9 protein-coding genes and 1 other annotated feature (1 of these 10 running past the window's edge) are annotated in these 15123 nt (G+C 57.8%); of the genes, 1 reads left to right on the top strand and 8 read right to left on the bottom strand.

Annotated elements, in window-relative coordinates:
* Positions 1-76 precede the first annotated feature (76 nt).
* Together CLOEV_RS01830 and CLOEV_RS01825 are read right to left on the bottom strand one after the other, a co-directional pair.
* Complete coding sequence (locus tag CLOEV_RS01830) at positions 77-1453, bottom strand: transporter permease (RefSeq protein WP_008709047.1); 1377 nt, start codon at positions 1451-1453, stop codon at positions 77-79.
* An 81-nt stretch (positions 1454-1534) separates the two neighbouring features.
* Positions 1535-2824, bottom strand: a complete 1290-nt coding sequence (locus CLOEV_RS01825; protein ID WP_034441555.1) for an FAD-dependent oxidoreductase — start codon at positions 2822-2824, stop codon at positions 1535-1537.
* Positions 2825-3115: 291 nt separating this feature from the next.
* Between CLOEV_RS01825 and CLOEV_RS01820 the strand changes: the two genes are divergently transcribed.
* Entirely contained in the window at positions 3116-4840 is a 1725-nt protein-coding gene (locus CLOEV_RS01820; RefSeq protein ID WP_034441553.1) for a thiamine pyrophosphate-binding protein, read from the top strand.
* 348 nt (positions 4841-5188) lie between these two features.
* On the opposite strand, the gene CLOEV_RS16690 is transcribed toward CLOEV_RS01820, so the two are convergent.
* The 6 genes from CLOEV_RS16690 to CLOEV_RS01795 form a co-directional block, all read right to left on the bottom strand.
* The gene (locus tag CLOEV_RS16690; RefSeq protein WP_281172961.1) at positions 5189-5644 is read right to left on the bottom strand and encodes an IS3 family transposase; all 456 of its coding nucleotides are present in this window, start codon (positions 5642-5644) and stop codon (positions 5189-5191) included.
* Positions 5645-5737: 93 nt separating this feature from the next.
* Positions 5738-5932 (bottom strand): helix-turn-helix domain-containing protein, encoded by a 195-nt coding sequence (locus CLOEV_RS17030; RefSeq protein ID WP_051484815.1) that lies wholly within the window; start codon positions 5930-5932, stop codon positions 5738-5740.
* A gap of 122 nt (positions 5933-6054) precedes the next feature.
* Positions 6055-6498: a transposase gene (locus CLOEV_RS01810; protein WP_034441551.1), complete on the bottom strand. Its 444-nt coding sequence runs from the start codon at positions 6496-6498 to the stop codon at positions 6055-6057.
* Between the two features lie 429 nt (positions 6499-6927).
* On the bottom strand, positions 6928-10440 hold the full coding sequence (gene nifJ / locus CLOEV_RS01805; protein WP_218915498.1) for a pyruvate:ferredoxin (flavodoxin) oxidoreductase: 3513 nt from the start codon (positions 10438-10440) through the stop codon (positions 6928-6930).
* Between the two features lie 522 nt (positions 10441-10962).
* Complete coding sequence (locus CLOEV_RS01800; protein WP_008709038.1) at positions 10963-13497, bottom strand: AMP-binding protein; 2535 nt, start codon at positions 13495-13497, stop codon at positions 10963-10965.
* Complete coding sequence (locus tag CLOEV_RS01795; protein ID WP_008709037.1) at positions 13497-14915, bottom strand: alpha-isopropylmalate synthase regulatory domain-containing protein; 1419 nt, start codon at positions 14913-14915, stop codon at positions 13497-13499. The genes CLOEV_RS01800 and CLOEV_RS01795 overlap by 1 nt, the downstream gene beginning before the upstream one ends.
* A gap of 90 nt (positions 14916-15005) precedes the next feature.
* Positions 15006-15123: a binding site (T-box leader), on the bottom strand; it runs 115 nt beyond the window's last position.

Raw genomic sequence — 15123 nt, 5'->3', positions numbered from 1 at the left:
CCGGCGGTACGGCGCGTGCCGGCGCAGAAAACGGAGGGCCCCGCCGTCAGGCCCTCCGTCATAAATACGCCTCTTGCTACATCAGGAAGATCGCTAGAACCGTCGAGACGAGGAGCCCGCAGAGTACGGGAATAAAGTTCCTCCGCGCCAGCTCGATGGGGTTGACGCCGGCGATCCCCGCCGTCGCCGCGAGCCCGAAGGCCCAGGGGACGAGGCAGCCGCCGCCGGTCCATATCGAGCCCATCTGCCCAACGGAGGCGATATAGGCGACGTCAAGGCCGAGCGGCCCGCCGATCGCCTGCGCGAGGCTTCCTGTCAGGGGGAGGCCCGTGAAGCCGGAGCCCTCGATGCCGGCGATCATTCCGACGATAAGGTTTCCGAAGGCAACGGGCACGCGCCCCATCGGCAGATGATAGGCGAGCCAGTTGCCGACGTCAAAGAGGCACTTAGGCGCGCCTTCTCCCAGTATCTCGGTGACAGAGTTGGCACCCAGGAAGAAGAAGGCGGCGATGGGAATGACGGGGGCGAATATCTTTATGCCGAAGAGAAAGCCCTCTTTGAGGAAGGCGACTATGTCGTCAAAGCTCTTTTTCGCGTCGTTGACGACGGTGCCGGCGGTGAGGATGATGAGCGCCGTGCCGCCGATGAGCGCGGTGGCGTCGCCGCCTTTGATATCATAATGTATCATCGCGGCGATGATGCAGCAGAAAGTTACGGGCACGCCGACGGCGAAGTACACGGCGCAGGGCTTATAGCTGCCCTCCTGTTCGGAGGTCTCTTTATATTTTTTCCATTCGTCCGAGCCCTTGAAGGTTTTCAGCTCTTCGCGCAGCATAAGCCAGCCGGCAAACCCGGCTACGACGCCGGTGGTTATCGAGAGCAGCGCGACCTTGAAGTACATGTCGTCCACCGTGATATTGGCGGCTGTAGACGAAAGTTTCAGCGCGCCCTGGATGACGAGGTCGCCCGAGAGCCCCATGCCGTGGCCAAAGATGTTGACGGCGACGGCGGCGGCCATCGGCGTGAGCCCGGCCTTGATGCAGATCGGGATCAGCAGCGTTCCGACGAGCGCCGTCGCCGGCGTCGGCCAGAAGAGCGAGGCTGCGATATATGAGACGATGCCGAGAAAGAGGTATGACTGGTTAGCTCCGGTTATGACCTTCTTGAACGGAAGGAACATCAGGTAGTCGGCGCCCATCCTGTTGAGGACCCTGAGCATCGCCACCATGAGCGAGATGACGAGCATGATGGCGAACAGATCCTCCCCCGCCACCATAAGCGCCCGAAAGAGCACCTGAATGGCCTCTATCGCCGAACCGGTATGGATGGCGCCGATCAACAGGGTCCCGAGGACGCAGACGATGACGATATCTTTACGGCAGAGCATAAGAGCGATACAAACGAAGACTACTGCCACATATATGAAATGAATGACTGAAAGTTCGGTTACCATTGGTATGCCTCCTTACAATGTCAAAAGTGAAGTCAACGGCGAAAAAACGGGGCCGCGTCAGGCGGCCCCGCAGTGACAGTTTCAGCAGATCTTCCTTGCGAAGAGGCCGCTGAGTCCGGCGGCTTCCACCTTTTTGGCCGTCTCAGAGGGATCGCAGACATAAAGGCCCAGCTCCTTCATGCGCTCGAAGTAGACGGAACCGGAGAAGGTATACTTGGTGCCGCGGCATTCGTCCCTCTTCATCTCGTCCGTGACGTGGTTGATGAAATCTCCGACGGCAAGGCCGTTAGGCAGCTCGACCAGCTCTTTGCCGGCGGCGAGCCGCACGGCGTTGTTTCCCGCCAGCGTGCCGGTGACGACCGCTTCGGTGTGCCCCACCATCGCGCCGCCCTTTTCGCCGGCGCAGAAGATATTATCGACCTCGCCCCGGGCCTGGAGGCTGTGTGCGCAGTTGGCAAACTGGAAGTAGCGCATAGAGTTCCCCCTGCCTCCGGCGATCGGGTCCTCATAGCGGGCCTTCTCGAAGCCGGGGACCAGGCGCAGCTTTTCCAGCGGGAAGTATGGGGTCATCAACTTGGCGGGGCCGGTGTCGAGCAGGATGATGTTTTCCGCGAAGTCCTTCGTCGCGTACTGCTGGCAGGCCTTCATCCCGAGCTTCTCGCTCATGTTGGCGGCGGCCGGGATCGGCACGACGCAGACGCCGGTATCGTTGAGTTTTCTGACGATATTTTCGGAGAGTGATTCCTTGAAGAGCTTGCAGGAACCGCTCATCGCCCCGAGCGACCCGTCCTTCTTGCGCCCGTTCCACTCCTCGATCCCTGCGAGCGTGCAGATAGAGACGCGAGGCGCGAAGCTGTGGCAGCGCAGGATGCACATGGCGCAGCCGTTGCCGTATTTCACGCAGTTGCCGGGCACGGCGGAGGTTCCCGTCGCGTCGACGAAGGCGTCCGCCTCATAGACCGCGCCGTCGCGTGTGACGACGGAAAGTACCTTGCCCTCTTTTTTATCTATCTTGACCACGGAGGCGTTGGCGACTACCTTGACGCCTAATCCGGCGAGGCATTTCCTGACCGCGGGCTCTATCTCATATACATTGTAAAGACTCGCGTGGGCGTGGCCGGGAAATTCGATGTTCTTGTGGCCCGCGCATTCATCCATGACATGGAAGAGATCCCCGCCGCCGAGCGTGGTCATCTCCTCGGCAGCCGTCTGACGTCCGTTGTTGCGGTAGATCCCGCCCACGAGCCCGGTACCGAGCAGCATATCGGTACGTTCAAGAAGCACGGCCTCGGCTCCCGCTTTGACAGCCGCTATCGCCGCCGCGCAGCCTCCCCAGCCGCCGCCGACTACCACGATCTTTATTTTACTCATGTAGATAAGCCTCCCTGCGATATTTATTTTTTATTCATCAATGAAGAGTAGTGCGTAATTTCATTATAAACTCCCTCAGGCCATGTGTCAATATTGCGAATAAAAGACTTAAAGCAGCTCTGTTCAAGGATTTTTTAAGTATTATCAGTTTTGTGGGTAAAAATTTTTTAGAAAATATTTTCTTACACTATTGACCAAACGCCAATAATTGGGTAATCTTATAACAATCAATACATCATTTATGATGAATCATTGTTTTATAAAAAATTTGTTATGGGAGGAAAAAATATAATGAAAGCAAGCAAAGCCATACTTGCAATGCTGCGGGCCTATGACGTTACCGACGTATTCGGCCTGCCCGGCGAAACGACGCTCGCCCTATATGAGGCATGGGAGGAATATCCCGAGATAAAATATCATCTTACGCGGGACGAAAGGAATTCAGTCTTCATGGCTGACGCCTACGCAAAAGCCACCGGCAGGGTCGGCGTCTGCGAGGGGCCGAGCGTCGGCGCGACGCATATGGTACCCGGCGTCGTCGAGGCGTTCCAGTCCTGCGTGCCGCTCATCGTAATAACGACGGATATCGACCTCAAGACGGGGCCGAAAAATATGCTGACCGGTTTCGACCAGTCGGCGCTCTTCAAAAGCATCGCGAAGGACTCCTTTACCGTGACCGACGCGAGCGAGATTCCGCACCTCTTCCGGCGCGCCTTCCGCACGGCAACGACGGGACGTCCCGGCCCCGTCCACATCCGTATCCCGATGAACACCCTTGAGGGCGAGGCGGCGGATGGGGAGATCTACGCGCAGAGCCGTTATTCGACCTTCCCCGGGTGCAGAAACAGCGCGGCGGCGGCGGATGTGACCGAAGCGGCCGCGCTGCTCGCCGCGGCGCGTAGGCCCGTGATGATATGCGGCCAGGGGGTCGTGCACTCCGGCGCGTGGAAGGAGGCCGCGGCCCTTTCAAAGATGCAGGAGATGCCCGTTGGCTCGACGATCAACGCCAAAGGCTGCCTGAACGAACATGAGCCGCTTTCGCTGGGCGTCATCGGCGCGCGCGGAGGGCGCGAATGGAACAATCGGATGGTCAAAGAGGCCGACGTCATACTCTTCGCCGCGACGAGCACCGACTCCGCGAACACCGACGGCTGGAAGCTGCCTTCACCAAATTCAGGGCAGAAATTCATCCAGATAGATATCGCCGAACGCGAGCTCGGCAACAACTACGACGCGCTGCCGCTCTTCGGCGACGCGCGCGAAACGCTGACGGCGCTCACGGCGGCGCTGGCGGAGAGGCCGCGCCCCGACAGAGGCGCGTGGGCCGCGCGCTGCGCCGAAGAAAAGGCCGCTCATGAGAAGAAGCTGGAAGCGATCATGGCGCGCTGCGGCGACGAACCGCACCCGCTCTCGCTCGTGCGCGCGATCGAAAGGCTGACGCCCGACACCGCCTTCTTCGCCGTAGACCCGGGCAGCCCGGCGATCTATTCCTCCTGCTTTCTGCGCATAGCGCGCGCTGGACGGCGCGCCGCCTACAATTTCTCGATGGGCGCGCTCGGCTACGCGATACCGGCGGCGATCGGCGCGCGCTGCGGCACGGCGGCTGAGGCTCCCGTGGTAGGGCTCATCGGCGACGGCAGCTTCGGTTTCTGCGGCGCGGAGCTGGAAACGGCGGCACGGCTTGGCCTGAAGATAATATACGTCCTCTTCAACAACGGGACATTCGGCTGGATACGCGGTACGCAGCGCGTCCATACCGGGGCGGAAATCACGCGGAACTTCCGCCAATTCACCGATTTCGCGAAGGTCGATTACGTCAAATTCGCCGAATCACTGGGCCTTACGGGCTGCCGCGCCGGCAGCATGAGCGAATTTGAAGAGATATTCGCCAAATGCCTCAAGGCGGACGGCCCCTGCCTCATCGACGTTCCGCTGAAGCCGGAGGACGAGCAGTTACCGCCGGTGCCGGCCTGGGCGGCGGCGAAGATCGCCAAAGACGAGGACATGGCCTATTAAGAAGGCGCCTCCTATATAACGGAACAAACGCTATTCGCCGAAGGCGGAAGGCTGAGCGACTGAAAAAACTGGTAAATCGGCGTTTATAAGCACGATTTGCGTCATAAAACGGGGGCTCCGGTATCGGAGCCCCCGTTTTATTTAGCAACTCGCACTTCTAAACGCCGATTTACGCGATTGTAGGGAAAAGATAAACAGCGATTTATCTGGCTGCCCTTCCGTCGCTCCGGCCTCCGAGCCGGAGCCTAGAGTCGTCGGGTTTGGCTTTGCTCTTTAAAAGGCTCCCTCTCCTGAACAGAGTCCCGCAAACCGGACAACGCTATAAAAGCTCCCAAGGGTATCAAAAATTTATTCAATAAAGAGACTTCGATATTGCATCGGAGCCTTTTTCAATTTTATCTGTATCCTGTCGTTATTATAATACCTTATATATTCGTCTATAGCATCTTTGGCCTCCTCGTAGTTCTCCCATTTTACTCGGTTGACGAGTTCTGATTTAATGTGACTAAAGAAGTTTTCTGCACAGGCGTTATCCAAACAATTTCCTTTCCTTGACATCGAGACCTTGAGTCCGTATCTTTGTGTCAGGTTGAAATATGCATGGCTTGTATATTGAAACCCCTGGTCGCTGTGGAGGATTGGTCCATCAGCGACCACCTTATTATTATTTTCAAATGCTTTCTTCAATGTATCGCTTACTAACTTAATATTATTATTACGACTGATTTGATATCCCTGTATGGAATTATCAAAGAGATCTTTTATCATGGAGAGGAATATATTACCCTTTTTGTTCGTATATATGTGATATCAGTAACCAGTTTCTGGTTTGGTCTGTCGGAACGAAATTCTCTGTTCAGGATATTCTCATAGCTGTGGATATTTCCTGACATCACTTTAAACTTTTTCTTTTTTCTTATTTCCGCTTGAAGTCCCGCTTTTTTTCATAACACGCCTTACCCTCTTATTGTTTACATGAATGCCAATGAAGTTGTTGAGCCACAGAGTCATTCGCCTGTACCCATAAGTGTTTTTGTTGATATTCTGTCCCGTTCTTATTGCTTCTATGAGAGGACCGTCTTTATCTTCCATTCCACGCCGCTTTAGCCAACTGTAGTATGTCGAACGAGATACGGACAAAAATCTACACATTACACAGACAGAATGTTTTGTTGAAAATTCAAAAATGATTCTGTATTTAATATTTCTTTCTATCACCACCTTTGCAGCTCTAAGGCTTTTTTTAATACATCGACCTGCATTTCCAGCTCTTTAATCTTTTCTATGCTATTTGTAACTTCCAATTTCTTATCTGGACAGTCTTGTTTTGAACTAGAAATATCCCCTTGTTCGATAAATTCCTTACACCATCGCCTTAAAAGAGAGGGACTTGAAATGTTAAAAGATGAGGTAACATCTACCATAGTACGTCCCTCTTCTAAATGAGCCGAAACAGCTTCAAGTTTTACAGCCTTGCTGTAGGTTCTTTTTTTCCTTGTATCATCCAGTAAGTCCTTCTGTCCGCTCTTATATAAAGATATCCATGTTTTAACAGAATCATGACTAACACCAAGTTCTTCAGCAATCCGCCTTCGTGGAATTCCCTGTTTGTGCATCTCAATTGCTTTTATTCTTTCTTCTGTTTTACGTTTACGCATAGAAGAGCCCCCTTTATATGTATTTAGTTTTATTATAATCCAGGGGCTTTATTTGGCTGTCCGATTTTCGGGACTCTGTTCATCCGAGGGGGCTCCCGCCGCAGGCGGGTGGAGGAGATGTGACCTTGGTTTTGTCTTTGGCCTTCCGCGGCTTGCGCCGCGGGCTCTGCGTGGCGCGGAAAACATGCGCCACGCAGAGCAACACTCCTTCCGACCCGGCGCAAAAACCGCGCGCCGGCCCACCTCCCTCGGCGAGGGAGGCTTAAAAATATAAACCCCAGTTTATCGTTCCCTCCCAATCGAGTAAATCGGCGTTTATACGTGCCAATGACCACGCGAAATAAGGCCGGAAAACCGCAGGCGCACTTTGGTGCGTCGAGGATTTTCCGGCCTTGTTGAGCTAAGTCAGCGGCGCGTATAAACGCCGATTTACTGGTTTTCTTCTATATGCTTATATCTGGCGTATCTCGCCGCGGCCTCTTCGCTGCCCTCTTTGAAGTATTTCTTCGCATTTTCGGGGAAGGTGCGTTTGAGCGCCGAGTAGCGGACTTCGCCGTCAAGGAATTCCTCATAGTCCATCGTCGGGGCCTTTGAGTCTACCGTCAGCGGCTTTTCTTTGCGCGGGTCGTAGCGGTAGAGCGTCCAATAACCCGCGGCCACGGCGCGCTTCATCTCTTCCTGCGCGCTGCCCATGCCTCCTTTGATGCCGTGCGCGAGGCAGGGAGTGTAGGCGATGACCACCGAGGGGCCCTCGTATTCCTCGGCTTCGCGCATGGCCTTGATGAGCTGGTTCATATCCGCGCCCATCGCCACCTGCGCCACATAGATGTTGCCGTAGGTCATCAGCATCGCGCCGAGGTCTTTTTTCGCGACTTTTTTGCCGCTGATGCAGAACTGCGCGACGGCGCCGATCGGCGTCGATTTCGACGACTGGCCGCCGGTGTTGGAGTAGACCTCGGTGTCGACGATGAGGGCGTTGACGTTCTCGCCCATCGCAAGCACGTGGTCGAGGCCGCCGAAGCCGATGTCGTAGGCCCAGCCGTCGCCGCCGTACATCCAGAAGCTCTTTTTCGAGAATTGGTCTTTGTTGGCGAGCATTTCACGCGCGGCGGCGGCCGCCTCGTCCGTGAGCTGTGCCGCTTCGAGCTGCGCTGTCAGCTTTTTCGCCGCCGCGGCCGAACCGTTGAAGTCGTCGAAGGCCGCGAGCCATTCTTCAAGCGCCGTTTTGAGCGCCGCCGGTATGCCGGCCGCGAGCAGCTTTTCAGCGCGCAGCCTCTGCGCTTCGCGCTGCTGTTTCACGGAGAGGAACATGCCGAGGCTGAATTCGGCGTTGTTTTCAAAGAGCGAGTTCGACCAGGCGGGGCCTTTGCCATCTTTGTTTTTCGTGTAAGGTATGCCCGGCATCGCGCCGCCCCAGGCCTGCGAGCAGCCGGTGGCGTTGGCCCAGTAGACGCGGTCTCCGAAGAGCTGCGTCATCAGCTTCGCGTAGGGCGTTTCGCCGCAGCCCGCGCAGGCCGCCGAGAATTCGAGCAGCGGCTGGCGGAACTGGCTGCCCTTCACCGTCCAGGGGTCGAACTTGCCCTCCTTGTCGGAGATCGTAAGGCCGTAGGCCCACTGTTCCGGCAGCGATTTTGATTTTTCTATCGGCACCATCGTCAGCGCCTTTTCTTTAGACGGACATACCGTAACGCAGCTGCCGCAGCCGGTGCAGTCGTCACGGCTGACCTGCATGGAGAAGTACATGTCTTTCTGGCCGATCGCCGGCATTGTGAGGAAACCCTCCGGCGCGGCCTCTTTTTCCGCCTCCGTGAGCAGGTAGGGACGGATGACGGCGTGCGGGCAGACGTAGGAACAGCGGTTGCACTGGATGCAGCGCGCGGGGTCCCACTCGGGCACGCTTGTGGCGATGGCGCGCTTTTCAAAGGCTGTGAGGCCAAGTTCGACGGTGCCGTCCTCGTAACCTTTGAAGGCGCTGACCGGGAGGCTGTCGCCCTGCTGGCGGTTGATCGGCGCGAGCAGCTTTTCGACTATCGCCGGCTCGCCGGCGCGGCGCGGTTTCGGCGCGTCCTGCGCATCGAGCCACGAATCCGGGATATCAACCTTCACGAGCATCGCGCCGCCGTCGTCTATTGCCGCGATGTTGCGGCTGACGACTTCGTCGCCCTTCGCGAAGAAGGTCTTTTTGACGGCGTCCTTCATATATTGTTTGGCCTCGTCTATCGGGATCAGGTCAACCAGATGAAAGAAGGCCGATTGAAGCGGGATATTGACGTGGCTGCCGAGTCCGTGTTTTTCGGCGATCTTAGTCGCGTTGATGATGTAGAATTTCGCCCTCTTGCGCGCGAGCTTGCGGCGGATGTCGGCGGGAATTTTCCCCTCAAGTTCGTCCGGCTCCCACGGGCAGTTGAGCAGGAGCGTGCCGCCCTCTTTGAGCTCGCTGACGATGTCGTAGTTCTGAATGTAGGTCTGGTTGTGCGCCGCGACGAAATCGGCCCGCTTTACGAAATATGAGGAGCGTATCGGGCCGTCGGAGAAGCGCAGGTGCGAGATGGTGACGCCGAAGGACTTTTTCGCGTCATACTCGAAATAGGCCTGGCCATATTTATCGGTGTAGCTGTTGATGATGTCGATGGTGTTTTTATTAGCGCCGACGGTGCCGTCGCCGCCGAGCCCCCAGAATTTGAAGGACATCTGACGCGCGCCGTCGGGATAGACCGCGTCGCCGAGCGGCAGAGAAAGGTGTGTCACGTCGTCGGTGATGCCGATCGTGAAGTCGTTTTTCGGTTCGGCCTTCGCGAGGTTGTCGAAGACGGCGATGATCTGCGTCGGGTCGGTGTCTTTTGAGGAGAGGCCGTAGCGCCCGCCGACGATCGTGACGCCGCGCCCCGTGCCGGTGAAGGCGGTGCATATATCCTGATATAGCGGGCCGCCGTTGGAGCCCATCTCCTTGCAGCGGTCGAGGGCGGCGATCTTTTTCACCGTGGCGGGAAGTACCGCGAAAAGATGTTTCAGCGAGAAGGGACGGAAGAGGTGTACCTGGATGAAGCCGGTCTTTCTGCCCCGCGCGTTGAGGTAATCGACGGCCTCTTCCACCGTGCCGCTGACGGAGCCCATCGCGACGATGACCTCTTCGGCGTCCGGCGCTCCGTAGTAGTTGAAGAGATGGTATTCGCGGCCGGTTATGCCGCTGATCTTCTCCATGTATTCCTCAACGATGGCGGGCAGCGCGTCGTAGAAGCCGTTGTTGGCCTCGCGCACCTGGAAGTAGATGTCGGGATTCTGCACGGTGCTGCGCATCATCGGCCGCTCGGGGTTCAGCGAGGCGGCGCGGAACGCGGCGAGCGCCTCCCTGTCGAGCAGGGAGGCGAGTGTTTCGTAGGACATCTCCTCCACCTTATCTATCTCGTGCGAGGTGCGGAAGCCGTCGAAGAAATGCATGAAGGGGATGCGCGCCTTGATCGCCGCTAGGTGGGCGACGCCGGCGAGATCCATGATCTCCTGTACGCTGCCGGTCGCCAGCATCGCGAGTCCGCACTGGCGGCAGTTCATCACATCGGAATGGTCCCCGAAGATCGAGAAGGCGTGGGTGCCGACGGTGCGCGCCGCCACGTGGAGCACGCCGGGATGACGCTGCCCCGAGAGCCTGTGAAGCACCGGGATCATCAGCATCAATCCCTGCGAAGATGTAAAAGAGGCGGCCAGCGCCCCGGTCTCAAGCGCGCCGTGCACGGCCGCCGCCGCGCCCGCCTCGGACTGCATCTCTATCAGCGAGACGGTCTGCCCGAAGATATTCTTCTTGCCCTTGGCGGACCATGCGTCAGTCTTCTCCGCCATCGGCGAAGAGGGAGTGATCGGATATATCGCCGCCACTTCGGTAAAGGCGTAGGCTATATAGGCCGCCGCCTCGTTTCCGTCCATCGTTACCAGTTTTTTTTCTTTCACTGCACGGACCCCTTTCAAGCGTTCCGGAATTTTATCTTAACTACTTTGCCAGCTATTGCCGCAATTAATGAACCAATATAGGAGACTGTCTTATAGATTCTATCACAATGTATCTATTGAGGATAAATTGCTGTTTAGCGCTCCGGCCTCCGAGCCGGAGCCTAGAGTCGTCGGGTTTGGCTTTGCCCTTTAAAAGGCTCCCTCTCCGAGGGGGCTCCCGCCGCAGGCGGGTGGAGGAGATTTGACCTTGGTTTTGTCTTTGGCCTTCCGCGGCTTCCGCCGCGGGCACTGCGTGGCGCTGAAAACATGCGCCGCACAGTGCAACACTCCTTCCGTCAGCCGCAAAAAACACGCGGCTACCACCTCTGGTGTAACTGCCAGCCGAGTCGCACAAATCAGAAAAACTCTGATTTGGCTCCCTGGCCGCCTCGGCGAGGGAGGCTTAAAAAGATAAATCCCAGTTTATCTTTCCCCCGCCCGAAGGAAATCGGCGTTTATATGCAGCAAACCAAAACGCCGGTTTTAAGCGGTTTTGACGGCCGCCGCATTCTCCAGCCCGTACTTCTTCACCGCGTCCTCGCGCATCTTGTATTTCAGGATCTTCCCCGCCGCGTTCATCGGGAAATCATCGACGAAGTCGATATACCGCGGGCACTTGTGGCGCGCCATGTGCGAGAGGAAAAATTCTTTGATCTCGGCCTCTGTGGCCTCCTCCCCCTCCTTGAGCACGACGCAGGCGCAGATCTCCTCGCCGAGCGCTTCGTCGGGGACGCCTATCACCTGCACATCCTTGACCTTCGGATGCGTGTAGAGGAACTCCTCCAGCTCCTTCGGATAGATGTTCTCGCCGCCGCGGATGATCATATCCTTCAGGCGGCCCGTAATGCGGTAATCTCCCGCCGCCGTGCGGCAGGCGAGATCTCCCGTGTGAAGCCAGCCGTCGGCGTCGATCGCCGCCGCCGTCGCCTCGGGCATCTTGTAGTAGCCCTTCATTATATTGTAGCCGCGCGCGACGAACTCTCCCGGCACCTCGTCGGGCAGCTCTTCGCCCGTCTCCGGGTCCACCACGCGGCACTCGATCTCCGGCAGCGCGTGTCCGACGGTCTCGACGCGCACCTCCAGAGAGTCGCCGGTGTCGCTCATCGTGCAGCCCGGCGAGGCCTCCGTCTGTCCGTAGACGATGACGATCTCCTTCATATTCATCTTGTCGACGACGTCGCGCATCTTTGAGATCGGACAGGGGCTGCCCGCCATGATCCCCGTGCGCATGTAGGAAAAGTCGGTTTTGTCGAAATCCTCATGCTCCATCATCGCGATGAACATCGTCGGCACGCCGTGGAAGCAGGTGATGCGCTCCTGATTGATGCAGGCGAGCGAGGCCTTCGTCGAGAAATAGGGCAGCGGCGACAGCGTGGCGGCGTGCGTCATCGAGGCAGTCATCGCGAGCACCATCCCGAAGCAATGGAACATCGGCACCTGGATCATCATGCGGTCGGCCGTCGAGAGGTCCATGCGGTCGCCGATGCACTTGCCGTTGTTGACGACGTTGTAGTGCGTGAGCATGACGCCTTTGGGGAAGCCCGTGGTACCGCTGGTGTACTGCATATTGCAGACGTCATGGATGTCGACGGCGGCGGCGAGGCGGTGCACCTCCTCCAGCGGCGTCATGTGCGCGCGGGAGACGGCCTCTTCCCAGGTAAGGCATCCCTTCATCTTGAAATCGACGGTGATGACGTTGCGCAGGAAGGGCAGGCGGCGGCAGGCCAGCGGCTTGCCGGCCGCGGCGGTCTCCAGTTCGGGACAGAGCTCTTTGACGATCTCGTCATAGTGCGAATCGCGGAAGCCCTTGATCATCACGAGCGTGTGGGTATCGGACTGCCGCAGCAGGTACTCGGCCTCGTGGATCTTGTAGGCGGTGTTGACGGTGACCAACACCGCGCCGATCTTCGTCGTCGCCCAGAAGGTGACGTACCACTGGGGCAGGTTCGTCGCCCAGATCGCCACGTGGCTGCCGGGGCCCACGCCGAGCGAGATCAGCGCGCGCGCGAATTCGTCGACGTCGTCGCGGAACTCCGAATAGGTCCGCGTGTAGTTGAGCGTCGTGTATTTAAAGGCGTACTGGTCGGGAAATTCCTCGACGACACGGTCAAGCACCGCGCCGAAGGTCTTTTCGATCAGCTTGTCCTTCTGCCACGGATAGAGCCCCGTGCCGCGCTTGTTCTCATAAAGGCGCTTCGATTTCACCATGCGCGCGGGGTTGCCGAAACGGTTCATCGTATTTACAAAATGCAGGGAGATCAGCTCGATGCTCTCGATATCGGGCACCCACTGAGGGTCCCACTCCATCGAGATAAAACCGTCATAGTTCAGCGAATAGAGGGCGCGCATCATCGCGTCGACCGGCAGGCTGCCCTCGCAGATGAGACGGTACTCCATCACGCCGTCAACGACGTCGGAATCCTTCAGGTGCACATGTTTGATATAGGCGCCGAGATTCTTGACCGTTTTTTCCGGCGCCTCGCCCGCGTCGCGGAAGGTATGCTGCATATCCCAGAGCGCGGCGAGGTTGTCGCAGGAGAAGGAATTGAGCACATCGCAGAGTTTATCGGTATCGGAAAATATCCCTATGGTCTCGATCAGCAGCGTCACGCCGGCCTCCTGCGCGGCGGGCAGCATTTTTTCCAGCACCCTCATCACCGCGGCGCGCTCATCCGCGAACGAACTTCCCGTATCCTTCGCGCCGAGGCGCACATAGGGTACGCGCAGGCTCTTCGCGGTATTGATATAATCCATGATCTCGGCGCAGTTGTCTTCAAACTTCGCGCCGTCTGCGATATTATGCCAGGCGTCGATGCAGGGGATCGAAAGCCCAGCCTCGGTCATCTCGCGGTGCGCGGCGTTGGCCCTTGCCGGGTCAAAGATACTGTTTTTCTTCACGAGCGTCGGCTCGTGGATATTGTGTACCTCTATCCCCGCGAAGCCGCCGTCTTTGGCGACGGCGCAGAAGTCCTCCCATGTATAGTCATGCCACCCGAAAGTCGAAAATGAAAGCTTCATTATCTGTGATTCTCCTCGTATGAAATCTTATTCAGGGCGTTGAAATAGGCCCTGATGCTGGAACCGATGATGTCCGTTGAAATCCCGTTGCCGGAATAGAGCTTGCCGTTAGAACGGAGCTTGACGAGCGTCGAGCCCATCGCCTCGCGCCCCTCGGTGACGGCCTGAATCTGGAAATCGTCGAGCTCGTAATGGTGTCCGGTGATCTGCTCGATCGCGAGGAAGGAGGCGTCGATCGGCCCGTCGCCGACCGCGAGGCCGAAAAGATCCTCACCGTCGCGGCGGCAGTGGATATTGGCCGTCGCGCTGATGACGTTGCCGCTGTTGATGACAAAGCTCACCAGCTCATAGGCCGGCGGCACCTGCAGGGCGCTCGTGGCGATGATCGCCTCCAGCTCCTTCGTGCCAACCGACTTCTTGGCGGCGACGTTGATAAAGGTATCGTAGACCTTCACCATATCCTCCTCCGAGAGGTCGTAGCCGAGACGCTCCACCGCCTTGCCGACCGCGGTGATATCGTCGTTCGCGTCCAGCCTGATACCCGAGCCGTCGGATATTGAGAATCCCGTGTCAAAGGCGCTCGTCTTGCTGCGCTCGGAGCGGGAGATCCAGTGCATCTGCGCGATCGAGCGATGCAGCTCCGTGTACTTTATGCCGCTGAAAAAGCCGCAGTCGTCGCCGCGAGTGCGGATGATGTGCGAGGCCGTCTCCAGCTCGGGCGCGCAGCCGCCGCTGACGACCACGTCGACCTCGGAGGCTCCCGCCTTGACGGCCGATACCGCGCAGGCCGCCGCCATCGAAAGCTCGTTGGAACACTTGACGGCGAGCGCCGCCTCCTTGAGCTCCGGCACGTTGGCGTATATCTCTTTGACAAAATTATTGAACTCGTAGGGCATCATCGTCCCCGCCGAATCGCAGACCGTCACGGTGGAAGCGCCGGCGGCGAGCGCCGTACGCAGCGCCTGATAGAGGAACTCCGGCTCGCTGCGGGTGGCGTCGACGGCGGCGAACTCCACATCTTCGCAAAGCCCGCGGCTCTTGCGCACGAGCTTGCCGATCATCTCGATGATCCCTTCTGGCTTCTTATTGCAGACAAACTCCATCTGCACCGCCGAGAGCGGCGCCTCCACATAGAGGCGCGGATGCGCGGCCTCCGCGACGGCGCTCCACGCCGTATCCACCCCGGCCTCCGTATAGCCGACAGGCATGGAGAGCGTGCTCTTCTTCACCGCCGCCGCGACCGTGCGCACCAGCAGCGAATCGATCTTCACATTTGCGATCGGCGCGAGGCTGATAACGTCAAGGTTGAGCCGGTCGAGGATCTTTGCCATCTCTATGATTTCTTTGAAGGAGAGCGCCCCCTCAAGTCCGCGCGCCGCCTCGCGCAGCGTGATGTCCGTAAATTTGATTCTCTTCATCGCCAACACTCCTTTTACTGTTTCTACAATTAAATTCCCGCCAATGCCCGCGCCCCGCGGGCATAAAAAAATCCCCGAGGCATAACATGCCTCAGGGACGAATATACAAATCATCGCGGTACCACCCTGATTGCCGCGAAATATCCGCGGCCGCTCATTGGCGCCTGTAACGGGGCCAGCCGTAATCCCTTAACAGCTTTCGCCTTAG

The sequence above is a fragment of the Cloacibacillus evryensis DSM 19522 genome (genome assembly GCF_000585335.1).
Taxonomy (GTDB): Bacteria; Synergistota; Synergistia; order Synergistales; family Synergistaceae; genus Cloacibacillus; species Cloacibacillus evryensis.
This window is presented reverse-complemented; position numbering and strand designations above follow the sequence as displayed.

Bases quoted from the DNA above. Each gene is read 5' to 3' on its own strand.
- CLOEV_RS01830 (WP_008709047.1), bottom strand. From the start codon at position 1,453: ATGGTAACCGAACTTTCAGTCATTCATTTCATATATGTGGCAGTAGTC.
- CLOEV_RS01825 (WP_034441555.1), bottom strand. From the start codon at position 2,824: ATGAGTAAAATAAAGATCGTGGTAGTCGGCGGCGGCTGGGGAGGCTGC.
- CLOEV_RS01820 (WP_034441553.1), top strand. From the start codon at position 3,116: ATGAAAGCAAGCAAAGCCATACTTGCAATGCTGCGGGCCTATGACGTT.
- CLOEV_RS17030 (WP_051484815.1), bottom strand. From the start codon at position 5,932: ATGGAAGATAAAGACGGTCCTCTCATAGAAGCAATAAGAACGGGACAG.
- CLOEV_RS01810 (WP_034441551.1), bottom strand. From the start codon at position 6,498: ATGCGTAAACGTAAAACAGAAGAAAGAATAAAAGCAATTGAGATGCAC.
- CLOEV_RS01800 (WP_008709038.1), bottom strand. From the start codon at position 13,497: ATGAAGCTTTCATTTTCGACTTTCGGGTGGCATGACTATACATGGGAG.
- CLOEV_RS01795 (WP_008709037.1), bottom strand. From the start codon at position 14,915: ATGAAGAGAATCAAATTTACGGACATCACGCTGCGCGAGGCGGCGCGC.